Genomic DNA, 26,832 nt, shown 5'->3' on the forward strand with positions numbered 1-26,832 from the left:
ATTGGCCACTTAATTTCGCACCGCAGTTGGGGTGGTTAAAAAATAATCGAATGAATAAAGAGACTTATAGCCGCTAAGGCGATCCACGGACCAAAGGCGATGACGTGATTGAGCTCGCGCTGCCCGCTAACTCTGGAAATCAAAACACATAAAATAGCGCCGCCCGAAGCCAATAAAAGCACCCAGGGTAAAAGCGACCAGCCCAACCAGGCGCCGATTGCCGCCAGCAGTTTTGCATCGCCCATCCCTAATCCCTCAATCCCTCTAATCCATTGATATAAAATTGATAGCGCCCACAACAAGCAATATCCCGCTATGGATCCCCATACCGCTTCTTGTAATGAGCCGGGTAGCCATCCCATCGCTTTAAACAGCAGCGCAATCCACAGCAAGGGCAGCGTAATCACATCCGGTAAAAGCAGATGTTCGAGGTCAATAAAGGCTAATACCGTTAACGCCCAGAACAATATGAGCGCGCCCAGCAATTGCATATTGACTGGCATCAGCCAGATAAGCAGCAGCGTCAGAAGCGCGGTAATTATCTCCACCTGTGGATAACGCCCGCTGATTTTACAATGGCAATAACGGCATTTACCGCGTAACAGTAACCAACTTATGAGCGGAATGTTGTCGCGCCAGCGCAGCGCGATGGTGCATTGGGGGCAGTGAGAGGGCGGACAACACACATTTAGCGGAGTGTTCGGGTGCACTATTTGCAATGGCAACCGCGAGATCACCACGTTAAGAAAGCTGCCTACGGCCAATCCTAATAGGCCACTAATTAAGCCATATACGTATTCCATTACTCATACCTCGCGCCATCCAGGCTTGTCGTTGCCAGGACTTTACGCCGAAGCGAGGATAGGTGCGAGAGGTAAAAGGGCGTTACAGCGGCATACATCGGGATTGCAGAGCGGGCTCCAGAAATGGAGAGGAGAAGATTAAGCTTGCTGCTTGAACAACTGAATCGCTTCCTGCACATTGCTGGTATTCAATGACATTACGCGGTCGTTATTAAGGAACACATCGTAGTGGCCGGCGTTATAGCGGAACACATATAGATCGCCGCGATAGCGCAATCCTTTGGTTTTCACCCCAATATGGTGGCGGCGCAGCGCTGCCTGAGAAAGTCTGTCAGTAGCCGTACTCATCGCATTATCCTCCAGACGTTATAAGACATATCCTGACTTAGTATAGGGTCAAAACCTTAATTTAACCTTAAGAAGTGTGCTGGTTCATGATGATAAACCGGCAAATTTGACCCTTCCTCTACCAATCCTCAACGTGTCAGAAAAAGCCGACTTAGTACCCTTCTCATTTAATGTTGCGTTAAGTTAACCCGCGTATTTTGGAATAAATGGCCGTTAAATAGTGCTTAATTCCAAGGTAACATAATGAATTTTCTACCATTCTCACGGCCCTCGTTGGGTGAAGAAGAGTTAGCCGCCGTTAAATCGGTGTTTGAGTCGGGTTGGATCACCACCGGCCCGAAAAATGCCGAACTGGAAGAGGCTTTTTGCCAGCTCACTGGCAATCAGCATGCGATTGCTGTCAGCTCCGCCACGGCGGGGATGCACGTCACGCTGCTGGCGCTGGGCATCCAGCCCGGCGATGAGGTGATCACGCCTTCGCTAACCTGGGTTTCCACCATCAACATCATCACGCTGCTGGGTGCGACGCCGGTGATGATCGATATCGATCGCGACACCTTGATGGTAACGCCGGAGCTGATTGAAGCGGCGATCACGCCGCGTACGCGCGCCATCATTCCGGTGCATTACGCTGGCGCGCCCGCCGATATAGATGCCATTCGCGCTATTGGTGAGCGCCATGGCATTCCGGTGATTGAAGATGCGGCGCACGCCGCAGGCTGTTATTACAAAGAAAAGCACGTTGGCCAGCAGGGCACGGCGATCTTCTCCTTCCACGCCATCAAAAACATGACCTGCGCCGAAGGTGGCTTGATTGTCACCGATGATGCGGCGTTGGCCGACCGCATGCGCAGTCTGAAATTCCACGGACTCGGCGTCGATGCGTACGATCGCCACACGCACGGCCGCAAGCCGCAGGCCGAAGTGATCATGCCGGGTTTCAAATACAACCTCCCAGATATCAGCGCCGCAATTGCTTTGGTGCAGCTGAAAAAGTTGCCCGCCATCAATCAGCGCCGCGCGGCGATTGCGCAGCGCTATCTCACTGAACTGGCGAATACGCCGTTTCTGCCGCTGGCGCAGCCAGAATGGCCACATCAACACGCGTGGCATCTGTTCATTATTCGCGTTGATGAGGCGCAGTGCGGCATCAGCCGTGATGCGCTTATGGAAACCTTGAAAGCGCAGGATATCGGCACCGGGCTGCATTTCCGTGCCGCGCACACCCACAAATATTACCGCGAACGCTATCCGCAACTCTCGTTGCCGCACACCGAATGGAATAGCGATCGCATCTGCTCAATCCCGTTGTTCCCTGATATGCGCGATGAAGATGTCACGCGCGTGATTAGCGCATTACGTCATATCGCTGGAGTTTGACATGCTGGAAGAAAAAACCATTCGCAAAGTTTCCGTGGTAATCCCGGTGTACAACGAAGAGGAGAGCCTGCCGGAGTTGGTGCGTCGCACCGATGCAGCCTGCGCAGGATTAAATCTGGCGTACGAGATTCTGCTGGTCGATGACGGCAGCAGCGATCGCTCGGGCGAAATGATTGCGGATGCTGCCGATATGCCGGGCAGCCATGTGGTTGGCGTGTTGCTGAACCGTAATTACGGTCAGCATTCGGCGATCATGGCGGGCTTTAGCCACGTCAGCGGCGACCTGATCATCACGCTGGATGCCGATCTGCAAAACCCGCCGGAAGAGATCCCGAACCTGGTGAAAGCGGCTAAGCAGGGTTATGACGTGGTGGGCACCGTGCGTCAAAACCGCCAGGACAGCTGGTTTCGCCGTCGCGCCTCTCGCACCATCAATCATCTGATTCAGCGCGTCACCGGCAAAGCGATGGGCGATTACGGCTGCATGCTGCGCGCTTATCGCCGCCATATCGTCGATGCGATGCTGAACTGCCACGAACGCAGCACCTTTATTCCCATCCTCGCCAACACCTTTGCGCGCCGCACCATTGAGCTGCCGGTGGCGCACGCCGAGCGCGAATTTGGCGATTCAAAGTACAGCTTTATGCGGCTGATTAACCTGATGTATGACCTGGTCACTTGCCTGACCACCACGCCGCTGCGCTTGCTGAGCATCGTCGGCAGTTTGATTGCGCTGGCCGGTTTTGCCTTCTCGCTGATTCTGATTGTGCTGCGCCTGTTCCTCGGCGCGGCATGGGCCGGTGATGGCGTGTTCCTGCTGTTCGCGGTGCTGTTTATTTTTATCGGCGCGCAGTTCATCGGTATGGGATTACTCGGCGAATACATCGGCCGCATTTACAACGACGTACGCGCCCGTCCGCGCTACTTCATCCAACGTGTGATTCACCCACAGCAAAACGCCTCATCTGTACAGGAAATTGAGCAATGAAAACTGTCGTCTTCGCCTACGCCGAAATGGGCTGTGCGGGTATTTCTGCACTTCTGAACGCTGGCTATGAAATCAGCGCTATTTTCACCCACTCAGACACAGGAACTGAAAGCCACTTTTTCGACTCCGTTGCGCGTTTAGCCGCTGAGCAGGGCATTCCGGTCTATGCGCCGGAGGATGTCAATCATCCGCTGTGGGTCGATCGCATTAAAACCATGGCGCCGGATTACATCTTCTCCTTCTATTACCGCGCTTTGTTAAACGACTGCATTCTCAGCTGTGCGCGTTTGGGTGCCTTTAATCTGCACGGTTCGCTGCTGCCTAAATACCGTGGCCGCGCGCCGCTGAATTGGGTGCTGGTCAATGGCGAAACCGAAACCGGCGTAACGCTGCACCGCATGGTGAAGCGCGCCGATGCCGGTGACATCGTGGCGCAACAGCGCGTGGCGATTGACGAGCAGGACAACGCGTTAACGCTGCATCGCAAGCTGGTTGCCTGTGCAACGCAGGTGCTGGAAGGCGCATTACCGGCGGTGAAACGCGGCGATATCGTTACCACACCACAAAATGAGCGCGAAGCCACGGTTGTGGGGCGCCGCACGCCAGAAGACGGCCGCATTAAATGGGAACAACCGGCGCACACGGTCAATAATCTGGTGCGCGCGGTGACCTATCCGTGGCCCGGCGCGTTCGCCTATGCCGGAACGGTGAAATTCGTGGTGTGGAAAAGTCGCGTACACAGCACTGAACATCAGGCCAAACCGGGTACCGTGCTTTCTGTTGAGCCATTCCTGATCGCCTGCGCTGAAGGCGCGCTGGAAGTGGTGACCGGTCAAAGCGATAACGGCGTGTTTATGAACGGCAGCCAGCTGGCGCAAAACCTCGGTATGGTGAAGGGCGCCTTGCTCTATTCTCAGCCAGTGGCGGCGGTGAAACGACGCACGCGCGTGCTGATTCTCGGCGTGAACGGTTTTATCGGTAACCACCTCACCGAGCGTCTGCTGCAGGATGATAACTTCGAAGTCTACGGTTTAGACATCGGTTCTGACGCCATCAGCCGTTTCCTCGATCAGCCACGCTTCCACTTTGTCGAAGGCGACATCAGCATTCACTCAGAATGGATCGAGTATCACATTAAGAAGTGCGACGTGGTGTTGCCATTGGTGGCCATCGCCACGCCGATTGAGTACACCCGCAATCCGCTGCGCGTGTTTGAACTCGACTTTGAAGAGAACCTCAAAATCATTCGTGACTGCGTGAAGTACAAAAAGCGCATCATTTTCCCATCGACTTCCGAAGTGTACGGCATGTGTACCGATCAGCATTTCGATGAGGATCACTCCAATCTGGTGGTTGGGCCGATCAATAAACAGCGCTGGATCTATTCGGTGTCTAAGCAACTGCTGGACCGTGTAATTTGGGCTTACGGTGAGAAAGAAGGGCTGCGCTTTACGTTGTTCCGTCCGTTTAACTGGATGGGACCGCGCCTCGATAATCTGAATGCCGCACGTATCGGCAGTTCTCGTGCTATCACGCAGCTGATCCTCAATCTGGTGGAAGGCTCACCAATTAAGCTGATTGATGGCGGCGCACAGAAGCGCTGCTTCACCGATATTCGCGACGGCATCGAAGCGCTGTTCCGTATCATCGAAAACAAACAGAACAACTGCGACGGCCAGATCGTCAACATCGGTAACCCTGATAACGAAGCCAGCATTAAAGAGTTGGCCGAGCGTCTGCTGGCGAGTTTCGAACGTCACCCGCTGCGCAGCAACTTCCCGCCGTTTGCCGGCTTCCGTGAAGTGGAGAGCAGCAGCTATTACGGCAAAGGTTATCAGGACGTGGAACACCGTAAGCCGTCGATCAAAAACGCGCGTCGTCTGCTGGACTGGACACCAACCGTAGAGATGGATACCACTATCGATAACACGCTGGACTTCTTCCTGCGCACCGTTGAGCTACAGGATAAACCATGAAGAAAGTCGGTTTGCGTGTCGATGTCGATACCTGGCGCGGCACCCAACTTGGCGTGCCGGCGTTACTGGAGCAATTCAGTTTGCATCAGCTGCAGGCCAGTTTTTTCTTCAGCGTTGGTCCGGACAATATGGGGCGCCACTTGTGGCGCCTGTTAAAACCGCGTTTCCTGTGGAAAATGCTGCGGTCGCGCGCCGCAACACTCTACGGCTGGGATATTTTGCTGGCCGGCACCGCCTGGCCGGGACGTCAGATTGGTCGCGGTCTGGAGGAGATCATCAGCGCCACCGCCGATCATCATGAAGTCGGTTTGCATGCGTGGGATCACTTTGCCTGGCAAACCTGGGCGGGCGTGTGGCCGCAAGAGAAACTGGTTGAGCAAATTGCGCGCGGTAAACAGGCGCTGGAAGCGATCATCGGTGACAATGTCACCTGTTCAGCGGTGGCGGGCTGGCGCGCTGATGGCCGCGTGGTGGCTGCCAAGCAGCAGTTTGGTTTCAGCTACAACAGTGATTGTCGCGGCAGCGGTCCATTTATACCGATTCTCAGTGATGGCAGCCCCGGCACGGTACAAATCCCGGTGACCTTGCCGACCTGGGATGAAGTGGTTGGGCAATCGGTGAGCGCGGAAGGTTTTAATGACTTCATCCTCAAGCAGATTCATACCGCAAGCGGTTCGCCGGTTTACACCATTCATGCCGAAGTGGAAGGGATTGTCGGGCTTGAGGCATTCGCCGATCTGCTGAGGCGTGCGGAGCAGCAAGACATTCAGTTCTGTCCGCTCAGCGCCTTGTTACCCGACGATCTCACTACGCTGCCACAGGGCAATATCGTACGCGGGCATATTCCCGGACGTGAAGGCTGGCTAGGCTGCCAGCGTTAATTTTACAGGAACCACGGATGCGTACAGGCACTAAAACCGCGTTACTTATCGCGCTCTTCGCGCTGTTTTACCTGATGCCAATTGAGTTCCGCGCCTTATGGCAGCCGGACGAAACCCGCTATGCCGAAATCAGCCGGGAAATGCTGTTTAGCGGCAATTGGGTGGTGCCGCATTTCTTCGATCTGCGCTACTTCGAGAAACCGATTGCCGGTTATTGGGTCAATAACCTCGGCCAGTTGCTGTTTGGTCACACCAACTTTGGCGTGCGCGCCGGATCGATTTTCAGCACCACGTTGAGCGCGGTATTGGTGTATTGGCTCGGCACGCAGATGTTCGCCAGCCGTAAAATCGCGCTGAGCGGCAGCATTATTTTTCTCACCTCGTTGCTGGTGTACGGCGTCGGAACCTACGCGGTGCTCGATCCGATCCTGATGCTGTGGCTGGTCGCGGCAATGTGCAGTTACTGGCTGGCGTCGCAGGCCAGTAGCACGCGGCAACGATTGATCGGATATGTGTTGCTGGGTGCGGCCTGCGCGATGGGATTTATGACCAAAGGTTTTCTCGCGCTGGCGGTACCGGTGCTGGCGATTCTGCCTTGGGCCATCTGGCAACGTCGCTTTGGCGAATTGCTGCGTTGGGGACCGCTGACGATGGTGGTCGCCGCCTTGCTTAGTTCGCCGTGGGCGCTGGCGATCAATCAGCAGGAAGGCGATTTCTGGCACTATTTCTTCTGGGTCGAGCATATACAGCGTTTCGCCGAGTCGGACGCGCAGCACAAAGCGCCATTCTGGTATTACATTCCGGTGCTGTTGGCAGGCTGTTTGCCGTGGCTGGCGCTGCTGCCGGGATCGCTGGTTGGTGCGTGGCGTCAGCGCAGCCAGCAAGCGGGTTCGATTTATCTGTTGAGCTGGGTGCTGTTACCGCTGCTGTTTTTCAGCATCGCTAAAGGCAAACTGCCGACCTACATTTTACCGTGCTTCGCGCCGCTGGCCTTGCTGATGGCGCATTACGCGCACAGCGCTTCGACAAAGGTGGTTACAGCGCTAAAGGTGAATGGTTGGATCAATCTGCTGTTCGGTTTGGTCATCACCATTGTGGTTTTAGTGGTGCTGGCACCCTGGGGCGTTGCGCATCGTCCGGTTTATAGCGGCGATGAAGGGATGGGCGTGCTCTGTGCGGCGCTCTCCTTTATAGGTTGGGCCGTTATGGGCTGGCTGAGCCGCAAGCCGGAGAAGGGTCGCTGGCAGTTAGCCGCGCTCTGTCCGCTGGCGCTGGCGTTACTGGTGGGATTTGCCATTCCTGACAAGGTGCGCGATGCCAAGCAGCCACAGAGTTTTGTTAGCGCGGTACACGATCAGCTGGCGGATAGCCGTTATCTGCTGGCAAACAATCCTGGCGTGGCATCGGCGGTGGCCTGGGAACTGCAGCGCAGCGACATCAATTTCTACGATGCCAAAGGCGAATTGCAATATGGCCTGAGTTATCCAGATGCAAAGTCACATTATATTAATGCAGATAACTTTGCCGACTGGCTGCGTGTCCATCGTCGGCTGGGCAAGGTTTCGCTGGTTTTGATGCTGAATGCCAGCGACAGCACGCCGGATAAAAACCTGCCGGAACCGGATGATGTCTATCGTCAGGGCCGGCTGGTTTACTACGGCTATGATGCTAAACCATGAATCTGCTGCTGATTTTACTGGTGAGCGTGCTGAGCTGTGCCGCCCAGCTGTGTCAAAAGCAGGCGGCCCATCTCGGTATCAAAAAGGGGATTTCCTGGCTGGCGCTCAGCATCCTGCTGCTCGGTATCGGCATGCTGCTGTGGCTGGCGGTGCTGCGCGTGGTGCCGGTAAGCGTGGCCTATCCGATGTTGAGTCTCAACTTTGTGTTGGTGGCGATCGCCGCGCGGCTGATCTGGCGTGAAACTTACAGCGTGCAGCAGTGGATCGGCACGCTGGCGATTGTTGCTGGCGTGGCGCTGATGGGAAGTCATCTATGAAAGGCGTGATGCTGGCGCTGTGCAGCGTGTTGCTGGTATCGCTGGCGCAACTGGTGCTGCGGTTGGCGATGCTGGATTTCCCGCCATTAAGGGAATTGCTGAGTGTGCAGCACTGGAAACCGCTGCTGCTGTTGGCGATGGGCCTCGGGGCGTATGCGCTGTCGATGCTGTGCTGGATGCTGGCGCTGCGCCATTTGCCGCTTAACCGGCTCTACCCGCTGCTCAGTTTGAGTTATGTATTGGTGTGGCTGGCCGCGATTTCCTTGCCGATTTTGGGCGAAACCTTCCGCTGGAGTAGCTTTGCCGGCGTGGTGCTGATTGTGTTTGGCTTGCTGCTGGTTTCGCTGCCGCGCCGCAGGTGAAGGGGTTTATTTATGCACATACCGTAGCGGCGCAATTCATTGCGCGATAAAGCGCGCCGCTTCGGAAGGTGCAGTGATGTGACACGGCGCTTAATTGAATGGCATTACGCCACTCATGGCGATCTTTTTTATTTCTCCCCTTAAAGCCCTCCCTAAATAAACACATCACCCTGATGTGAATCCATCAAAATAAAAATCCCAAAATGCTTGAACTCACACTTCGAAAAACAAATTTCAAATAAAAATTAACATGAAATAAAAACACCGCTAGCGTGAGTGCTCTGTTTTGTTCTGCCGTATTTACTTGATTTTTTTCACCAGGAGGTATTATGGAAAGAGAACTTTATATATCCACTAACACCGCTTCCGGCCCCAATAGCGCCACGCGCACCGAGCCATTTGTTAAAATTATTGCGCTGGTCGCCACGCTGGGTGGATTGCTGTTCGGCTACGATACCGGTGTAGTATCAGGCGCTTTACTCTTTATGCGTGACGATCTACAGCTCACGCCCTTTACCACCGGGTTAGTCACCAGTTCACTGCTGTTTGGCGCAGCTTTTGGCGCGCTGCTCGCCGGTCATTTCGCGGACGCGCTGGGACGCCGCAAGATCATCATTTCTCTGGCCTTTATTTTTGCCCTTGGCGCCATCGGTTCGGCCTTCGCGCCGGATGTCATCTCAATGATTGCTTCACGTCTGTTCCTCGGTATCGCCGTCGGTGGCGCAGCGGCCACGGTGCCGGTGTATATCGCGGAAATTGCCCCGGCGAACAAGCGCGGTCAACTGGTCACCTTGCAGGAGCTGATGATTGTTTCAGGTCAGCTGCTGGCGTACGTTTCCAACGCCACTTTCAACGAAATCTGGGGTGGAGAACACACGTGGCGCTGGATGATCGCTATCTCAACTGTGCCCGCAGTATTGCTGTGGTTAGGCATGATCTTTATGCCGGAAAGCCCGCGCTGGCATGTAATGCGCGGTAATAGCCAGCAAGCACGCAAAGTACTGGAAAAAACCCGCGCGGCCGATGACGTCGAATGGGAGCTGGAAGAGATAGAAGAAACCATCGAAGAGAACCGGCAGCAGGGCAAAGGCCGCCTGCGCGATTTGCGTACGCCGTGGCTGCGCAAAGTGTTTTTACTCGGTATCGGTATTGCGGCGATTCAGCAACTGACCGGCGTCAACACCATCATGTATTACGCGCCGACCATGCTGACGGCAACCGGCTTGAGCAACGATGCCGCGCTGTTCGCCACCATCGCCAACGGCGTGATTTCGGTGCTGATGACGCTGGTCGGTATCTGGATGATCGGCAAAATCGGCCGTCGTCCGCTGGTACTGGTTGGTCAGATGGGCTGCACCGCGTGCCTGTTTTTTATCGCCGCGGTGTGTTTCTTCATGCCGGAATATCACCCGGCAGGCGACGTCAATCTGCTGCGCGCCTATCTGGTGCTGGCGGGCATGCTGATGTTTCTGTGCTTCCAGCAAGGCGCGTTGTCGCCAGTTACCTGGCTATTACTTTCCGAGATCTTTCCAGCGCGGATGCGCGGTATTTGCATGGGCGGCGCGGTATTTGCGTTGTGGATGGCCAACTTCGCCATTTCCATGGCGTTCCCGTTGCTGTTGGCGGCATTTGGTCTGGCCGGTGCCTTCTTAACCTTTGCCGTGATTGGTATTGGGGGATCGATGTTCGTGTTGCGCACCATCCCGGAAACCAAAGGACGCAGCCTGGAACAGGTCGAGCACTATTTCCATGAGTTGTACAAATGATGTTGCATTGATGTAAATCAATCAAGGTTCTGGCAGAGCAGCAAAACAACATCGCTTACTATCGCAAGATATCGACGCGACATGACAAAACAGAAGCTAATAAATATTACTCTTTCAGGATAGAACACACCATGACCTACAAAATAAGCCATGAACGACTCTGCGTTAATCGTAAAATCGCGCCTAATCTTAGTCTCGAGCGTTTTTTCTCGCTGGTTGAAAAGCTGGGGTTAAATAAAGTCGAAATCCGCAATGATATGAAAAGTGGTAGCGTGACCGATAATTTAACAGGCGAAGAAGTTCGCCATCTCGCGACGCAGCATGCTTTTACCATTGAAACTATTAATGCGGTTTATCCGTTTAACCAATTAAGCGATGACGTGCTGGAGAAAACGCGCGCTTTATTAAAAGACGCGCGTGCCACCGGTGCGAAAGCGTTAGTCCTTTGCCCACTGAATGACGGCACCGTTATTTCCCAGCAGCAAACCGTCGATGCGTTAAAAACGCTGGCGCCACTGTTTGCCGAATATGGCATTGCCGGTCTGGTGGAGCCGCTCGGTTTCCCGCAAAGTTCGCTGCGTTCAGTGGCTCTGGCACAGCAGCTGATCAAACAAGCCGGCGCGCCGTTCAAAATCGTGTTGGATACCTTTCACCATCATTTGTACGAAGGGGCTGAACAAGACTTTGCTGGCGGCGTCGACGTCAACAATATCGGGCTGGTGCATTTGTCCGGCGTGACCGACGCGCGCCCAACGCATCAGTTAACCGACGAAGAGCGCATCATGTTAAGCGCCGACGATGTGCTGAAATCGAAACAACAAGTGCAGCGTCTGGAAGAGATGGGCTATCGCGGCATTTACGCTTTCGAACCGTTTTCGTCGGTGATGGGTAACTGGAGCGAAGAACAAATTGCTCGTGAAATCCACTCCAGCATTTCTTACCTGAATAACTAAGGAACACTTCCATGACGCTCAATATCGGTGTAATTGGCACGGGCGCGATCGGTCGCGAACACATTCGTCGTTGTAGCCAAGTACTGCAACATTCGCGTGTAGTGGCGCTGAATGACATCAATCGCAGCAACTGCGAGCAGATCATCCACGATCTCGGCATTCAGGCGGAGATTTACGACAACGCACATGATCTGATTAACGCGCCAGAGGTGCAGGCGATTCTGGTCACCTCGTGGGGCCCAACCCATGAAGAGTTTGTGCTGGCAGCGATCAAAGCCGGCAAGGCGGTTTTCTGCGAAAAGCCGCTGGCGGTCACCGCGCAGGGTTGTATGAACATCGTGGAAGCGGAAATCGCCGCCGGTAAGAAGCTAGTGCAGGTCGGCTTTATGCGTCCTTACGACGCGGGCTACCGCGCGCTGAAGGCGGTGATTGATAACGGTGACATCGGCGAACCGCTGATGCTGCACTGCGCGCATCGCAATCCCGAAGTCGGCGATTCCTACACTACTGATATGGCGATCACCGATACGTTGATTCATGAGCTCGATGTGCTGCGCTGGTTGCTGAAAGATGATTACGTCAGTGCGCAGGTGATCTACCCGCGCTCAACCAGTAAAGCCGCTTCGCATCTGAAAGATCCGCAAATCGTGCTGCTGGAAACCGCCAAAGGCGTGCGCATCGACGTCGAAATCTTCGTTAACTGCGCTTACGGCTACGATATTCAATGTGAAGTGGTCGGCGAAAGCGGCATTGCGCGCCTGCCTGAACCGATGTCGGTACAGACGCGCAGCGCGGCCAAACTCTCCACCAGCATTCTTACCGACTGGAAAAAGCGTTTCATCGATGCCTATGACGTGGAGTTGCAGGACTTCATCAATAACGTGTTGTCGGGTGAGATGACCGGCCCGTCTGCTTGGGATGGCTTCGCTGCGGCGGTTGCTGCCGATGCCTGTGTTGCGGCGCAAAAATCCGGAGACATCGTACCGGTCACTATGCCAGCGAAACCGGCGTTTTATAACTAAGTTGCTTTCCCTTCCTTAAACGCGCGTCAGGTTGAACTGGCGCGCGTATTATCGCGTATCACACTCTCTTCTTAGCGTTTTCCCGTGTATCATCGCCGCCTTTAAGATGTTTTGTAGGGAATAAGTGATGACGGAGATGACATTGTCCCGCCGCCAGCCTTCGGTATGGTGGGGCGCGATGATTATTTGCGGCACCGTGGTGGGCGCAGGGATGTTTACGCTGCCGGTGGTGATGGCGGGCGCGTGGTTTGGCTGGGCGATGGTGTTACTGCTGATCAGCTGGGGCGGCATGTTGCTGTCCGGCTTGTTGTTTATGCGCGTCAGCCTCACGTATCCGCCGGGCGCTGGATACGACACTTTAACCAAAGATTTGCTTGGACGCGGCTGGGCGGCGCTGAACGGCCTCAGCATCTTATTCGTCCTTGGCATCCTGACATACGCGTATATTTCAGCCAGCGGCCCGGTCTATCAGCACTCAATCAGTCAGCTGGGATTACCCATCTCAACCGCAGAAGCCAAGGTGTTGCTGACGCTGTGCGTCGCCGTCGTCGTTTGGCTCGGTACGACCGGCGTCAGTCGCCTCATGACCTTTTGTGTGCTGGCGAAAATTTTGCTGTTAATCGTGCTGTTTGGCGGCCTTTTGACACAGGTGAACATGCCGTCGTTACTAAGCGGACCCGCAGCCGGTGAACGTTACTGGCCTTATGCACTCGGCGTGCTGCCGTTTTGTCTCGCTTCGTTTGGTTACCACGGCAACATCACCGGTCTGGTGAGCTATTACGGCGGCAATAAGCAGAACATCACGCGGGCTTTGGTGTTGGGAACGCTGCTGTCGCTGGCGCTGTATCTGTTTTGGCTAACCAGCACCATGGGAAATCTACCGCGCGCCGCGTTTCCTGAGATTGTGAAGCAGGGCGGCGATATCGCTGCGCTGATGGCGGCGCTGCGTGCGCATCTGCACGTCAATGCGCTGGCGCTGATGATGTCGATCTTCTCGCATTTCGCCGTGATTGCCTCATTCCTTGGCGTCACCGCCGGTCTGTTTGATTTCATCGCCGATCGTCTGGGATTCGCGAATTCACCCGTCTCACGCCTGAAAACCGCCAGCCTGACTTTCCTGCCGCCGTTACTCGCCTCGATTTGGTGGCCAAATGGCTTTGTCGCCGCGATTGGTTTTGCCGGACTGTTTGCCACCTTGTGGGCGGTCATCATCCCCGCGCTGCTGGCATGGAAATCTCAGCAACGCTGTTCGCTGGCGGTGGTTTTACTGTTGGTGTTTGGCGCGATGAATATATTGGCCTGGCTGTTGAGCTGGTTTGGGGTGTTACCGGAATTTGGTGGCCGTTAGAGTGAGAAGAAGACAACGTCAGCGCGACGTTGTCTTCAATTTAATGCGTAGAACCGGCTAATACGTTAAGGGCATGCGAGAAGAAGTCGCGTCGACCAAAATTCCCCGATTTAAGCGCCAGCGCCAGCGGCCGCTCGCCCTGAGCAAACAGGGCGGGCACGCCAGGATCGATTTCACTTCCAACCTGCAGCGAACCCAAATTTAACGCGCTGACCACCGCGCCCGAAGTTTCTCCGCCGCCAACCACTAAACGCTGAATGCCCGCTTCAAGCACCAACTTGCGTGCCGTATCGCCAAATAAGCGATCAAGTCGCTGCGAGATGTTGTGTTGGCCAAACTGCTGCTGTGCTTGCTTCACCGTTGCCGGATCGCCTGAGGAATAGATCAGCGGGCAACGTTCCTGATGGGTGAGGATGAAATCCACGAGATCGTCAGCATCAATACGTTCCGCCATCACATCCTCAATCTCAATGGCCAGCACCGCATGCTGTTTTTGGTGTTCCTCTATTTGTCCGCGCGTCGCACCTGAACAACTGCCAACTAAAATGGCGCTGGAACCTTTAATGGCAGGAAACTTACTGTTATTACCTTGTGCTTTACCGGCGCTGATAAAGTTGTGCGGCAGGGCAAGCGCGATGCCCGATCCACCACTGATCAACTTCTCTCCTGCAGCGGCGATGCCGATCAGCGTTAAATCGTGATCGCTGAGGGCATCCACCACCACCAATTGCGTTTCCTCATCTGTTTGGTCTTGCAGTATCTCGCGCAGTGCTTCACTGCCTCGCACCACTTGCTGCCAGCCAATGTGGCTGACGCGCGTTTTCGCCTGGCGCGCCAGCAAACGGCGGATGTCCGCATCCTTCATTGGCGTCAGAGGATGATGCTCCATGCCTGATTCATTCAGCGGACGGTCATGCACAAACAAATTGCCCTGATAAAGCGTACGGCCCATCGCGGGAAATGCCGGGCAGACAATCACATTGCGCGCCGCTAATCGCTGAGCCAGCGCGTCGAGTACCGGACCAATGTTGCCGGCATCGGTCGAGTCGAAGGTCGAGCAATATTTAAACACGATCTGCGCACAGCCTTGCTGCAACAGCCATTCACAAGCAGCCAGCGATTGTTGAACGGCTTCCTGTGCTGGCAAAGAGCGTGATTTCAAAGCAATGACGCCTGCTTCCACCTGTTCCTCGGCAGGCTGTTGCGGTATGCCAAGATATTGCGTCGTGCGCAATCCGCCTTCGCCCAGCAATCCTTTCGACAGCGTAACGGCGATATCGCTGGCACCGGTAAAATCATCGGCGATGACCCCAATCAGCATGATGAGCCTCCAATCGCTAACTGCATTTTTTTTACCGCGGCATGCGGTGCCGTTAACACCGGAATCGAGACTTTTTCACGCACGGCGTCGGCGGCGCGCGAGGTGGAGAAGTGAGCCAGCATAATTACATCGCAGTGACTTAACTGCGGCGCGAACTCTGCGACCAGACGATTGTGGCTGGCGACGTCACCTTTACGCAGCAGGTCAATGGCATCCGGAACCAGCACGCTTTCCAGCGTTGCGGATGAACCAATCTGTTCGGCATAGTGATAAAACTCATCGCACATCGTCACTAATGACGGACCAAAGGTCGCCAGCATGCCGATACGTTCGCCTTGCTGCAGCGCAGCCTCGAACATCGCTTCATTCGGTTTCAGCACCGGCACCGGCAACGCCGCAGAGAGTTCATCAATCGCCGGGCCAAAAGCTGAACAGGTCACCAGAATTCCTTGCGCATTCATCGCATAGCCGTAGCGGCCAAAAGCAACAAAGCGCTCAATCAACTGGCGCGAAAGCTGTTCCTCTTTAGCGCGATCCAGCGTCAAACCATCATCCAGCAAATTCACCACTTCAGCCTCTGGCCAAAGATCGTTAAAGGCTTCCTGAATAGGGGGCATCGCCACCGGCGTGGCATGCAGTAAAACTATGCGTTGGCTCATCATTTTCTCCGACACTAGCGATACACAAGTGAATTACAGCACACCATACCTGAGGCAAAATGAAAATGTAAGGGCTTACATTTGTCTTCATAAGGTGATGCTCGTCACACAAAAAAACTGCGTATCTGTCAGGATAGAAATGAATGCATTCGTCTGAATGCCTATTTTGAAATCGCTTACTTTTAGCTAACCCTGAGAACGCACTATGACCATTCGTGGAGAAACCACCGCAATTAACGTTAACGTGACACCCGAAGCGCAGGTGCGCCCTGCGAATACGGTGCCACGCCATTTTCGTGATTTGCTGGCGCTGGAAGATTTTGAACGCCATGCGCGTAAGCGGTTACCTAATATGATTTATCAATATGTAAAAGGCGGTGTGGAAACCGGCAGAGGACTTGCTGCCGCGCATGAAGCTTATCAGCAATATGTCTTTGTACCGCGTATGTTCCGCGATGTTTCGGGCCGCGATCAGCGGGTGAATTTATTGGGCCATGACTGGGCGCATCCCTTCGGTGTGGCTCCGCTTGGTGGCGCGTCGTTTGTCAGCTATCGCGCGGACTTAATGCTGGCGAAAGCCGCACGGGCCATGAATGTGCCGATGATCCTGAGCGCCTCATCGCTGATTCCGCTGGAAGAGGTGATCGCCGCTAATCCGGACGCCTGGTTTCAGGCCTATCTGGCGGGCGATCAACCGCGCATCGATCGATTAGTTGATCGCGTTGAACACGCAGGCTATAAAACGCTGGTGGTGACCGGTGATACGCCGATGCTGGGTAATCGTGAACACAATACCCGCAGCGGCTTCAGCATGCCGATAAAAATCACGCCGAAAGTGATGTGGCAAAGCGCCATGAGTCCGCGCTGGCTGCTGGGCACGGTGGCGCAAACCTTCCTGCGTCATGGTGCGCCGCACTTCGAAAATACCGATGCTGAACGCGGCCCGCCAATGATGTCGAGCAAAGTGCGTAACACCAATGCACGCGACAAACTGAGCTGGAAGCACGTTGAAGCGATCCGTAAAAAATGGAAAGGCAATCTGGTAATTAAAGGGCTGATGTCGCCGGATGATGCCTTCATCGCGCGTGATCTTGGCGCCGATGCGGTGATTCTCTCCAACCACGGCGGCCGTCAGCTGGACCACACGGTGCCACCGCTGCATACGCTCGCTGAAATCGCGGCGGCGAAGGGCAATATGAAGGTAATTATTGATAGCGGCATCCGTCGCGGCACCGATGTGATGAAAGCGATGGCGCTGGGCGCGGACTTCGTGTTTCTTGGTCGTCCATTCCTGTATGGCGCGGTGATTGGCGCTCAGGCGGGCGTTGAACATGCCATGCATATCCTGCGGGATGAAATCGATCGTGATTTAGCGCTGATTGGCGTGACACGGCCTGAGCAACTTAATGCTGCGCTGCTGCGTCGCGCACCCTTTTTCGCACGCGAGGATTAATCATGGCGTTAACGATTTATAGTGCGCTCGCACTGAGCGCGCCGTTTAACACGCTGGTTGCGCAATGGCAGTCGCAACATCCAGATATACCGCTGGCGATACGCTGGCATCCCAGCACCATCATCGAAAAAGAGCTCAACGCCGGCGCCGAAGCGGATGTGGTGATCGCTACGGTTGAGACGCTAGACCGCCTGACACAATCGGGTTTGGCGGAAGCGGGCACGCGCATCGAACTGGTCGATTCTCCCATCGGAATTGCGGTGCGGGCGGGCGCTGCACAGCCTGATATCAGCAATCGCGAAACGTTGATTCAGACTTTGTTGGCTGCGCGTTCGGTGGCCTGGTCAGAAGCCGGAGCCAGCGGTGTCTGGTTCTCGCAGTTGTTGAAACAACTCAACATTGATACGGAACTGCGCGCGCGTGGCACGGTGATTCCTGCTGGTTTCACCGCCGAGCAACTGGTGCAGGGCAACGCTGACCTGGCAGTACAGCAGATCAGCGAATTGCTGATGGTGGAGGGCATTGATGTTGTTGGACCGCTGCCAGCGGGAACGCAGCAGGCGATTTCGCTCTCGGCTGCGGTGTTAAGCCACGCCCAACAACCGGAACGGGCGCAGGCATTTCTGGGCTGGCTGAAAACGCCGTCAGTCACGGACGTGTTCAACCGTTTTGGCATGGACAGGCGCGATTAGCGTTCCTGACGGGGCACCGAGCCGCTGCTGCCCCGGACAATCAACTCGGTACTTATCTGCGTCTGCGTTTGCGCAGGTAAGTTATTCAGCGTGTTCAATAAATAGTGCGCCGCGTGTTCACCAATCGAGGCTAAATCCACGCGCATGGTGGTCAGCGGATGCTCAAGATGCTCGGCGTATTCATAGTCGTTGAAGCCCACGATGGAGATATCATTCGGAATGCGCAGATAACGCTCGCTCGCCGCGCGCATGGCACCAAACGCCAGCAGATCGTTCCCGCAGATGATGGCGGTGGGCGGCTGCGGCGCATCGAGTAAACGAAACACCGCTCTGCGCGCATCATTCATGGTGAAGGCGTTATCAATTAAATGCGTATCCGGCAGCGTCAATCCATACTGCTGCAGGGCGCGGCGCGTACCGTTCAGACGTTCTGAAATACGATCGTTCGAAGGCGGCGTGCCGACAATAACCGCAAAGCGCTGATGCCCTAATCCCAGCAAATGCTGCGCCAGGGTTTCAGCCGCACCCTCGCTGTCATAACCGACACAAGGTCTTTCGCTGTCTTGCGAAAAGGTCTGCACGCAGGCGATATCCTGCTGAATGATGCGCTCCCACAGTTTTGGATGATGGGTATTGCCCACCAGCATCAAACCATCGATACCGTACTCAATCAGCTTATTGACTTCTTTCAGCTCGGTTTCCGGATCAAAGTTGGAGTTGGCCAATAGCAGCGTGTAGCCGGCTTCATGAATCAGTTGCTGAAACGCCGCCAGCGGACGCGAAAAGGTTTCTGTCGCCAGCGTGGGGACCACCGCGCCAATTGTCATGCTGCGTCGCGAGGCAAGGGTGCGCGCGGCGCGGTTAATCACATATCCCAACTCCTCGCAGGCCTTTTCCACCGCTTCACGGCGTGACGCTTTGACCGTGGTGCTGCCGTTCAATACGCGTGAAACCGTCGCCGTTGAAACGCCAGAGAGACGCGCAACATCATCCAGTGAAACGCGGCCAGATCCATTTTGCTTCTCAATCATCAAGTCACTCCTGCAGAAAGAGTGAGCTTGCCCACAAAAATTGCAGACAACTCACAATCAATTTTGAAAGCGCTTACTTTTGGCTTGACTGAATTTTGTAATCGCTTACTTTTGACATCATGTTATCAGTTTGGGTGTGCCCGCTCACGTTTTTTTAACAGGTTCGCGAACTGTCACCCCCAAATTTAACCCCAACGCGGGCTGCAGCCGCTCTACGGCCGCAGAACCTCGTTAACCCTATATAAATCATAAAGGAATTCACCATGCGCAGATATCCACGAATTCGCTGGCTGATGATCGTGTTCTGCTTTTTCGCCATCGCAATCAATTACATCGATCGTATCAACCTCGCGATCGCCGCACCGCACATCAAAGCAGATTTAGGCCTCGATGACACCAGCATGGGACTGATTCTGGGCGCCTTCTTCTGGACCTATGCGCTGATGCAAATTCCGGCCGGACGTCTACTCGATCGTCTTGGTGCGCGTGCCGGACTGGCCATCGCCGTCGGCTGGTGGTCGTTGTTTACGGTGTTTACCTCGTTTGGTAAAGGATTCACTTCTCTTTTTGCGGCGCGCTTAGCATTAGGCCTGGGCGAAGCAGGGGGAAATCCGGGCTGTGTCAAAGTGGTTTACAGCTGGTTCCCGAAAAAACAGCGTGCAACGGCCAGCGGGATCTTTGATGCCGGTCCGCGTGCTGGCAGTGCGCTGGCGCTGCCGCTGGTTGCCTGGCTGATCAGCGTGTGGGATTGGGAAACGTCGTTCATCGTGACTGGCGCATTGGGACTGATTTGGGTGGTGATCTGGTTAGTCTTCTATCGTGAGCCTGAAGAGATGAAAGGCCTTGATGAAACTGAGCGGCAAAATTTGCTGGAAGATCGTGCTCTGCCCACCACGCAGGCCGATGCCAAAGTAGAACTGTGGTCACTGTTCCGCCATCGCAACGTGTGGGGAATGATGATTGGTTTCTTCTGCATGAACTTCGCTACCTATTTCTTTGTGACCTGGTTCCCAACTTATCTGACTGTGGCACATGGTTTCTCGCTGAAAGAGTTAGGGACGCTGGGTGCGATCCCTGCGCTGATGGGGATTCCGGGAAGTCTGCTTGGCGGGATTGTGTCGGATACCCTGTACCGCAAAGGATTTAGCCTGACGGCGGCGCGTAAAACTTGTCTTATCAGCGGCATGTTGCTTTCCAGCGTGATTGCTTTCGCCGCATTCACCGACAGCATTACGGTGATCCTGACGTTGTTCTCCATCACTTACGCCGGTTTAGCCTTTACCGCCGCCAACATCTGGACGCTGCCAGCCGACGTTGCGCCCGCCAGTAATTATGTGGCCACGCTGGGCGGCATTCAGAACTTTGCCGGTAACCTGGCCGGGATTGTTACGGCTTCCTTCACCGGCTTAATGCTGAGCCTCAGCCACGGTTCATTTGTGGTGCCGTTGCTGGTCGCGGGCGGCATCTGTGTGCTGGGTGCGCTGACCTTTATGTTTGTGCTCGGCAAATTGGAGCCCTTACCGATCAGCCCCAAATCTGATGCCAACGTCATTGCCACCGCCAATCAATAACAGGAGAAACCACATGCAAAACGAACAGGTCTTGCGAGAAGAGATTTGCCAGGTAGGAGCCGATCTGTTTAACCGCGGCTATACCACCGGCACCGCGGGAAACATCAGCGCTCGGCTGGAAGATGGCTGGCTGATTACGCCAACCGATGCTTGTTTGGGACATCTGGAGCCCGGCCGGATTGCCAAGGTTAATCGCGCCGGTGAATGGGTTTCAGGCGATAAGCCATCAAAGACTTTGCTGTTACATCGTCAGATTTATGATCGCAACCCGGAGGCGCACGGCGTGGTGCACACCCATTCCACGCATCTGGTGCAACTGACATTAGCGGGTGTGTGGCAGCGCGACAGCATTTTACCGCCGCTGACGCCGTATCAGGTGATGAAAGTCGGGCGGATTCCGTTAATCGACTATCGCCGCCCTGGCCATGCCGATGTGGCTGCGCAGGTGGCTGAACTGGCCAATGACGTGCGTGGCGTGATGCTGGAGAGACTTGGCCCGGTAATGTGGGGTAAATCCGTTTCAGCGGTGAGCTTTGCCCTTGAAGAGCTGGAAGAAACCGCGCGCCTTTGGCTGAACTGCGTGGATAAGCCCGCCGCGCTGCCAGAACAAGCCGTATTGGAGCTGTGCGAACACTTTAATACGCGCTGGTAACACCCGCATTGTTCCCTACAAAAACGAGATCCAAGATGAAAAAGACGGTAATAGCCGCAGGCATGATGCTTTTTGCATCAACGGTATTGGCGCAGGAGAAATCCTTTGTCTACGTATCCAACGGCGACAGCGGCACGGTGACGGCCTACGAACTGCAAAAGGCGCAGCGCCAGCTGAAACCGATTGGTGAATACCCCAGCGGCCTGAAAAGTATGCCGATGGTGGTATCGCAGGATAACAAGACACTTTATGTCTCCGTTCGCAGTAAGCCTTACCATGTTTCGGCCTGGCATATTCAACCTGACGGCTCACTGCAGCATTTTGCGGATACGCCGCTGCCAGAGGCGATGGCGTATGTCGCGCTGGATAAGAGCGGGAAATTCCTGCTTTCATCTTCTTACGGCGGCGATCTGTTTAGCATCAATCGCATTGCCGCGGATGGTAAAGTTGAGAGTGCGCCGGTGCAGGTGGTGCATACCGGAAAACGTGCACATTCCATTCAGACCGATCCCAGCAACCAGTTTCTCTATGTACCGCTGCTGGGTGCCGATCAACTGCTGCAATACCGTTTCGATAGCCACAGCGGAACCGTTACGACGAACACGCCAGCGTTTGTGAATATCCAACGCGAGTCGGCAACCGGACCGCGTCATTTCACCTTTGCACCGCAGCGGGACCAGAAGGGTGAGCAGAATCTCTATTTGCTGACCGAAATGGCCGGCAACATCTCGCGCCTGACGCTGAATAAAGATGGCACCCTGACGGAACATGAAGCGACACCGTCACTCGATCCAGCCATTGCCGCCAACATGCAGCGTGGCGAAGCGCGACCACTGACTGGCGATGATGATTTGCCAAAATCCGCCAAACCGCGTTTATGGCAAGCCGATATTCATATCACGCCGAATGGACGTTTCCTTTATTCCACCGAACGCACCAGCAGTCATATTACTGCGTTTCATGTATCACCGATCGATGGTCGATTGACGTTGATTAATAGCACGCCAACAGAAACTCAGCCGCGTGGATTTGCTATTGATAATTCCGGGCGCTATTTAATTGAATCGGGTCAGAAGTCGACACAAATTTCGCTCTATTCCATAGATCAAACCACTGGCAAACTGACATTAATTGAGCGCGTCCCTACCGGCAAGGGCGCTAATTGGGTCACTATCGTTGAGTAAATTTCTGCTCTACTTAATTCAATCGTAAGAAAAGGAGTGTTTATGTCGACTATTCGCAAAACATTATTCAGCACATTATTGTGCTCGACGCTGTTAAGCGCAGGATTAACGACACAAGCGGCTGAAAAAGGGGTTGCCACCGATCTGGAACCGCTGCACCACGTCATTCTGGAAAATAAATACGTCACGGTAATGCGCGTATTAATTCAACCCGGACAATCGACGCTATTTCATGAGCAGCATCTGGATTATGTTAATACGCACATTGAGGGTAGCCCGGTCAAAATAGAGTATCCCGACAAGCCGGTAAACATGACCGAAATGAAAAGCGGCAATGTTAAATTCGGTGAGCATCAAGGGAAATCGGATACGGATAAGGTCACCAATACCGGAAATAACGTCAATCATCAGGTGGCGTTCGAAATTAACATCCCAGGCCCGCAACATTTTGGTAAGGCTTCCCGGCCTGCCAATGCCGGATTTAGTCAGGTGCTGGATAAGAAAACCGTGAGAGGCTGGAAGGTCACGCTCAAGCCTGGCGCCAGTACCGGCGAATATACGCAACACGGGCCTGGCGTGCGCGTGTTCTTCACCGAAGGGCGGGTACTGATTGCCGATCAAACTCATACCAATCGGGTAAAAGAAGTTTGGGTACATCCCGGCGATGCCTTTTTAACCGAGCCAGGTAAAGTCGATATAACGGCCGCAAGTGGCGAGAATATTATCTTCAATGATTATGAATTGTTATAGCACTGTTTGTATTTTGTGAATTGACGTTGTCTGATAATGTGCACTTCTGTGGGTTGCCACAGAAGTGCATTATTGTTTTTACCATACTAATAATTATTTACCGGAAGTAATTACAATGAAAGCAAGAAAGGTGAGACAGTGTTGTCTGCCTTTCGCGTTGAGCATTCTGATGTCTGCCACATTTTCAGCTCACGCTGAAGATGCAGCTGAGTCTGCAGCTCTTATTGCGAAAGGCAAGTATCTGGCTATTGCTGCGGACTGTGGAGCTTGCCACACCGCACCGAATCAGGGCAAGGAAATGTCGGGTGGCTATATTATCTCCTCGCCGTTGGGGAATATTGTTGCCAGTAATATCACGCCATCAAAAACCGCCGGCATTGGCGATTATAGCGAACAAGATTTTGTTAAAGCCGTGCGAAGTGGCATTAATAAACAGGGGCAACATCTTTATCCGGCGATGCCTTACACCTCATATGCGAAAATTTCTGATGCCGATATGCATGCGCTGTATGTTTATTTTATGCACGGTGTAAAAGCAGACGATAATGTACCGCCAGCAACGGATTTGCCTTTCCCGTTTAATATTCGTTCAAGTATGTTCTTCTGGAATATGCTGTTTGCCGATAATAAGCCGTTTATTCCGGCAAAAGATAAATCTGATGTGGTTAATCGCGGTGATTATCTGGTCAATGCATTGGCGCACTGCGATACCTGCCATACGCCACGTAACGCGCTGATGGGGCAAAACAATGCTCAGGCCCTCAGCGGTGGCAGCCTGGGCAGTTGGTATGCGCCGAATATCACTCCCGATCAACAAGCCGGCATTGGCAACTGGAGCAATGCGCAGATCGCGCAATATCTCAAAACGGGCCATGTTGCAGGCAAAGCGCAGGCAGCAGGTCCGATGGCGGAAGCTGTCGAGCACAGCTTACAGCATCTATCTGATGACGATATCAAGGCGATAGTGGCTTATCTGCGGCAGATCCCCGCAGTGACTCAGGCCACCCATTCGCCACGCGACGCGCTTGGCAAACCTGCAACAGATGAAGCGGCGCTGCGCGCGGTTAAAAATCCTGATGCGGGCTGGCAGGTTTACGCCAGCTCTTGCGCTAACTGCCATCAGGCGGATGGTGCGGGCAATCACTTCTATCCTTCGCTGTTTCATAACACCGCCACTGGCGCACCGCAGGCCGATAACCTGATTGCCACCATTGTCTACGGCGTACATCGCCAGATTGATGGCAAAGATGTGGTAATGCCCGCTTTCGGCCCGGATGGATTATTTACCGATCGACTGAGCGATCGGCAAATTGCCGACGTCAGTAACTACGTGCTGAAAAACTTTGGTAATTCTCAGCTGAACGTAACGCCTGAACAGGTGAAAACCGTGCGTGAAGGCGGCCAGCGCCCGCTGATTGCACGCCTGGCGCAGCCTACTGTGTGGGGCGGTGGCGCTGTAGTTGTCATTATTTTACTGGTGCTGCTGGTTTCAATTTCGCGTAAGGGGAAAAAGCATGGCGCATAACCTTTCCCGACGTCGTTTGCTGCAAGGCATGGGTATTTTGTCACTCGGCGCGATGTGTAATTCCCTGTTCCCGGCGCGCGCTCTGGCTGCCGATCAGCTGGCTGAAAATGGTTTTCTGACCGTTTCGCAGTTCCTGGTGAGTCGCCCGGTCGGCCCGATTTTGGGGCAGCGCTATTTCGATGCCTTAAATCGCCATAATGCCGACTTCACACACCGGCTTAGCAGCCTGCAGGCATTGTTGCAGCAGCATAATTTTGCTCATGTCGACGAATTTCTTGCCGCATTTGGGGCCGATAATTCTGATTGGCAAACGGCAAAACGCATCATTTCTGCGTGGTACACCGGCGTTGTCGGCGACGGCAGCGATCTGGAGTTGATCGCGTATGCCGATGCGATGATGTACCTGCCCACCAAAGATATTCTGGTGGTCCCAACCTATGGCGGCGGGCCGTTCTACTGGGCAGTAACGCAAGATGGCAAAGTGGCAACCACAGGAGAAGGCGCATGAGTGCACAAAAAGTCGATGCCGATGTGATCATCATTGGCTCGGGCGTGATGGGCGGGTTGATCGCCTGCCAGATGGCGAAAGCGGGTAAATCGGTGATCATCCTCGAGGCGGGCCCGCGAGTCTCTCGTCAGGAAATCGTCGAACGTTTCCGTAATTCCCCATTCAAGATGTCGTTAACCAACATCAAATTACAGGGCGTGGGTTCGCCTTACCCCAATCCGCCGCATATTCCGTCCACCTACGGTGACTATTTGCAGCAGGTTGGGCCGGTTAAATATCCCACCAAATACCTGCGCGTTGTCGGTGGCACAACCTGGCACTTTGGCTCCGCGCTGTGGCGCATGATCCCCAACGATTTCAAACTTAACACCCTTTACGGTCGTGGCCGCGACTGGCCTTTTGGTTACGACGAGCTGGAGTCGTGGTATGGCAAAGCCGAGCATGAGCTGGGCGTTTCAGGCGTCGATGGACAAGATGAAAGTGGGCAGGGCGGCAAAGCCTGGCCACCGCGATCTACGCCATTCCCGATGCCGGGTTTACCAACCAGTTATCTGTTTGATCGCCTAACCGAGATGTTGGGTAAAGGCGGTTATAACCCGGTACTGGAACCGAACGGTCGCGCGACTAAGCCGTGGGGTAAGCGCCCGATGTGTGGCGGCAACAATAACTGCAATCCGGTTTGCCCCATCGCCGCCAAATATGATGGCTCGATGCATATTGATGAAGCGGAACGTTTGGGAGCGAGGCTGCTGGATAACGCGGTGGTCTACCGTATTGAAGCGGCGGATGACGGCAAAATCACCGGCATTTGGTATAAAAAGCCGGATGGTTCCGAGCACCATTTAACCGCCGACTACTTTGTGCTGGCGGCCTACGGTATCGAATCGCCCAAGCTACTGTTGATGTCGACGTCGGAGAAATATCCCAACGGCATCGCAAACTCTTCCGATCAGGTGGGGCGCAATTTGATGGGCCACACCGGCATTAGTATGAACGTGATGATGTCGGAAGATGTGTGGCCAGGTCAGGGGCCGACTGAATTACTGGTGTATCTGAACAACCGCGATGGCGCCTTCCGCAAGGATTTCCCCAGCTACAAGATCAAAGTGCGTAACACGGTGCCAACTGCAGATTATGCTGCATCGCTCATTGAGAAAGGCGTGCTGGGCTCCAAACTGGATGCTGAAATCCGCCGCCAGTCGGCGCGCTCGCTGAACTTCGCTATTGATTTTGAAACCTTGCCGCTGGCGGAAAACCGCGTTACGCCGAGCAAGACGAAAAAAGATGCGATTGGTATTCCGTTGCCGGAGATTTATTACAGCGTGACGGATTACTGGCATGCCGGGAAAGAAGCGGGCATCAAAGATTTTCACAGGTTTGCAGAGCTGCTGAATGCGGAAATATTATCGATCGATACTAAGTTTCAGGATCGCCAGCACATCATGGGCACCACCATTATGGGCGATGATCCCCACAATTCAGTGGTAGATCGCGATTGCCGCACGCACGATCATCCCAATATGTGGATTGCCGGAACCAGTGTGATGCCGTCGGCGTCATGCATGAACCCAACCTTGACCGGCGCGGCGTTGAGCTTGCGTTTGGCTGAGCATATGTTGCAGACCATGAAGTCGGAAGTAGCAGGTTAGGTGTGAATCGGTCG

General features: G+C 54.3%; 25 protein-coding genes. 20 read left to right on the plus strand and 5 right to left on the minus strand.

Annotation, left to right across the window (positions count from 1 at the left end; translation table 11 throughout):
• Window positions 1-35 precede the first annotated feature (35 nt).
• A complete protein-coding gene (locus tag MWH02_RS08975) occupies window positions 36-803 on the minus strand; it encodes a prepilin peptidase (RefSeq protein WP_271460396.1) in 768 nt (255 codons plus the stop codon).
• Between the two features lie 138 nt (window positions 804-941).
• Window positions 942-1,151, minus strand: coding sequence for a hypothetical protein (locus MWH02_RS08980; protein WP_101761453.1), 210 nt, complete (start codon window positions 1,149-1,151; stop codon window positions 942-944).
• A gap of 243 nt (window positions 1,152-1,394) precedes the next feature.
• Here MWH02_RS08980 and arnB point away from each other — a divergent pair, with 243 nt between their 5' ends.
• From arnB to MWH02_RS09035, 11 genes are all read left to right on the plus strand, one after another.
• Window positions 1,395-2,531 (plus strand): UDP-4-amino-4-deoxy-L-arabinose aminotransferase, encoded by a 1,137-nt coding sequence (gene arnB, locus MWH02_RS08985; RefSeq protein WP_271460397.1) that lies wholly within the window; start codon window positions 1,395-1,397, stop codon window positions 2,529-2,531.
• A gap of 1 nt (window position 2,532) precedes the next feature.
• Entirely contained in the window at window positions 2,533-3,519 is a 987-nt protein-coding gene (arnC, locus tag MWH02_RS08990) for an undecaprenyl-phosphate 4-deoxy-4-formamido-L-arabinose transferase (RefSeq protein ID WP_271460398.1), read from the plus strand.
• Entirely contained in the window at window positions 3,516-5,495 is a 1,980-nt protein-coding gene (gene arnA, locus MWH02_RS08995; protein WP_271460399.1) for a bifunctional UDP-4-amino-4-deoxy-L-arabinose formyltransferase/UDP-glucuronic acid oxidase ArnA, read from the plus strand. Before arnC ends, arnA begins: the two co-directional genes overlap by 4 nt.
• Complete coding sequence (gene arnD / locus MWH02_RS09000; protein ID WP_271460400.1) at window positions 5,492-6,376, plus strand: 4-deoxy-4-formamido-L-arabinose-phosphoundecaprenol deformylase; 885 nt, start codon at window positions 5,492-5,494, stop codon at window positions 6,374-6,376. Before arnA ends, arnD begins: the two co-directional genes overlap by 4 nt.
• Window positions 6,377-6,393: 17 nt before the next feature.
• A complete protein-coding gene (gene arnT, locus MWH02_RS09005; protein WP_271460401.1) occupies window positions 6,394-8,055 on the plus strand; it encodes a lipid IV(A) 4-amino-4-deoxy-L-arabinosyltransferase in 1,662 nt (553 codons plus the stop codon).
• Complete coding sequence (gene arnE / locus MWH02_RS09010) at window positions 8,052-8,372, plus strand: 4-amino-4-deoxy-L-arabinose-phosphoundecaprenol flippase subunit ArnE (protein ID WP_101761459.1); 321 nt, start codon at window positions 8,052-8,054, stop codon at window positions 8,370-8,372. Before arnT ends, arnE begins: the two co-directional genes overlap by 4 nt.
• Window positions 8,369-8,734 carry a 4-amino-4-deoxy-L-arabinose-phosphoundecaprenol flippase subunit ArnF gene (gene arnF / locus MWH02_RS09015; protein ID WP_271460402.1) on the plus strand — a complete coding sequence of 122 codons (366 nt, stop codon included), beginning with the start codon at window positions 8,369-8,371 and terminating at the stop codon, window positions 8,732-8,734. Before arnE ends, arnF begins: the two co-directional genes overlap by 4 nt.
• A gap of 329 nt (window positions 8,735-9,063) precedes the next feature.
• Window positions 9,064-10,500, plus strand: a complete 1,437-nt coding sequence (locus tag MWH02_RS09020) for a sugar porter family MFS transporter (RefSeq protein WP_271460403.1) — start codon at window positions 9,064-9,066, stop codon at window positions 10,498-10,500.
• Between the two features lie 131 nt (window positions 10,501-10,631).
• Window positions 10,632-11,453 (plus strand): TIM barrel protein, encoded by an 822-nt coding sequence (locus MWH02_RS09025; protein ID WP_271460404.1) that lies wholly within the window; start codon window positions 10,632-10,634, stop codon window positions 11,451-11,453.
• An 11-nt stretch (window positions 11,454-11,464) separates the two neighbouring features.
• Entirely contained in the window at window positions 11,465-12,475 is a 1,011-nt protein-coding gene (iolG, locus tag MWH02_RS09030) for a bifunctional inositol 2-dehydrogenase/D-chiro-inositol 1-dehydrogenase (RefSeq protein ID WP_271460405.1), read from the plus strand.
• Window positions 12,476-12,602: 127 nt separating this feature from the next.
• On the plus strand, window positions 12,603-13,823 hold the full coding sequence (locus MWH02_RS09035; protein ID WP_271460406.1) for an aromatic amino acid transporter: 1,221 nt from the start codon (window positions 12,603-12,605) through the stop codon (window positions 13,821-13,823).
• A 40-nt stretch (window positions 13,824-13,863) separates the two neighbouring features.
• Here MWH02_RS09035 and otnK read toward each other — a convergent pair whose 3' ends face one another.
• Complete coding sequence (gene otnK / locus MWH02_RS09040) at window positions 13,864-15,144, minus strand: 3-oxo-tetronate kinase (RefSeq protein WP_271460407.1); 1,281 nt, start codon at window positions 15,142-15,144, stop codon at window positions 13,864-13,866.
• Window positions 15,138-15,803: an aspartate/glutamate racemase family protein gene (locus MWH02_RS09045; protein ID WP_217548544.1), complete on the minus strand. Its 666-nt coding sequence runs from the start codon at window positions 15,801-15,803 to the stop codon at window positions 15,138-15,140. The genes otnK and MWH02_RS09045 overlap by 7 nt, the downstream gene beginning before the upstream one ends.
• A 205-nt stretch (window positions 15,804-16,008) precedes the next feature.
• Between MWH02_RS09045 and MWH02_RS09050 the strand changes: the two genes are divergently transcribed.
• A complete protein-coding gene (locus MWH02_RS09050) occupies window positions 16,009-17,256 on the plus strand; it encodes an alpha-hydroxy acid oxidase (RefSeq protein WP_008106273.1) in 1,248 nt (415 codons plus the stop codon).
• Between the two features lie 2 nt (window positions 17,257-17,258).
• Window positions 17,259-17,948, plus strand: coding sequence for a molybdate ABC transporter substrate-binding protein (locus MWH02_RS09055; RefSeq protein ID WP_101761467.1), 690 nt, complete (start codon window positions 17,259-17,261; stop codon window positions 17,946-17,948).
• On the opposite strand, the gene MWH02_RS09060 is transcribed toward MWH02_RS09055, so the two are convergent.
• Entirely contained in the window at window positions 17,945-18,979 is a 1,035-nt protein-coding gene (locus MWH02_RS09060) for a LacI family DNA-binding transcriptional regulator (RefSeq protein WP_271460409.1), read from the minus strand. The genes MWH02_RS09055 and MWH02_RS09060 overlap by 4 nt on opposite strands.
• 263 nt (window positions 18,980-19,242) lie before the next feature.
• Between MWH02_RS09060 and MWH02_RS09065 the strand changes: the two genes are divergently transcribed.
• The 7 genes from MWH02_RS09065 (at window position 19,243) to MWH02_RS09095 (ending at window position 26,818) form a co-directional block, all read left to right on the plus strand.
• Window positions 19,243-20,550, plus strand: a complete 1,308-nt coding sequence (locus MWH02_RS09065; RefSeq protein ID WP_061719470.1) for an MFS transporter — start codon at window positions 19,243-19,245, stop codon at window positions 20,548-20,550.
• A 13-nt stretch (window positions 20,551-20,563) separates the two neighbouring features.
• A complete protein-coding gene (gene otnC, locus MWH02_RS09070; RefSeq protein ID WP_101761469.1) occupies window positions 20,564-21,202 on the plus strand; it encodes a 3-oxo-tetronate 4-phosphate decarboxylase in 639 nt (212 codons plus the stop codon).
• A 35-nt stretch (window positions 21,203-21,237) separates the two neighbouring features.
• Entirely contained in the window at window positions 21,238-22,386 is a 1,149-nt protein-coding gene (locus tag MWH02_RS09075; RefSeq protein ID WP_110866921.1) for a lactonase family protein, read from the plus strand.
• A 42-nt stretch (window positions 22,387-22,428) separates the two neighbouring features.
• On the plus strand, window positions 22,429-23,136 hold the full coding sequence (locus MWH02_RS09080) for a hypothetical protein (protein ID WP_271460410.1): 708 nt from the start codon (window positions 22,429-22,431) through the stop codon (window positions 23,134-23,136).
• A 115-nt stretch (window positions 23,137-23,251) separates the two neighbouring features.
• A complete protein-coding gene (locus MWH02_RS09085) occupies window positions 23,252-24,661 on the plus strand; it encodes a c-type cytochrome (RefSeq protein WP_101761472.1) in 1,410 nt (469 codons plus the stop codon).
• Entirely contained in the window at window positions 24,651-25,169 is a 519-nt protein-coding gene (locus MWH02_RS09090; RefSeq protein WP_222183260.1) for a sugar dehydrogenase complex small subunit, read from the plus strand. The genes MWH02_RS09085 and MWH02_RS09090 overlap by 11 nt, the downstream gene beginning before the upstream one ends.
• Window positions 25,166-26,818, plus strand: a complete 1,653-nt coding sequence (locus MWH02_RS09095; RefSeq protein WP_101761474.1) for a GMC family oxidoreductase — start codon at window positions 25,166-25,168, stop codon at window positions 26,816-26,818. Before MWH02_RS09090 ends, MWH02_RS09095 begins: the two co-directional genes overlap by 4 nt.
• Window positions 26,819-26,832: the final 14 nt, after the last annotated feature.

The sequence above is a fragment of the Pantoea leporis genome (genome assembly GCF_028048155.1).
Lineage (GTDB): Bacteria > Pseudomonadota > Gammaproteobacteria > Enterobacterales > Enterobacteriaceae > Pantoea > Pantoea leporis.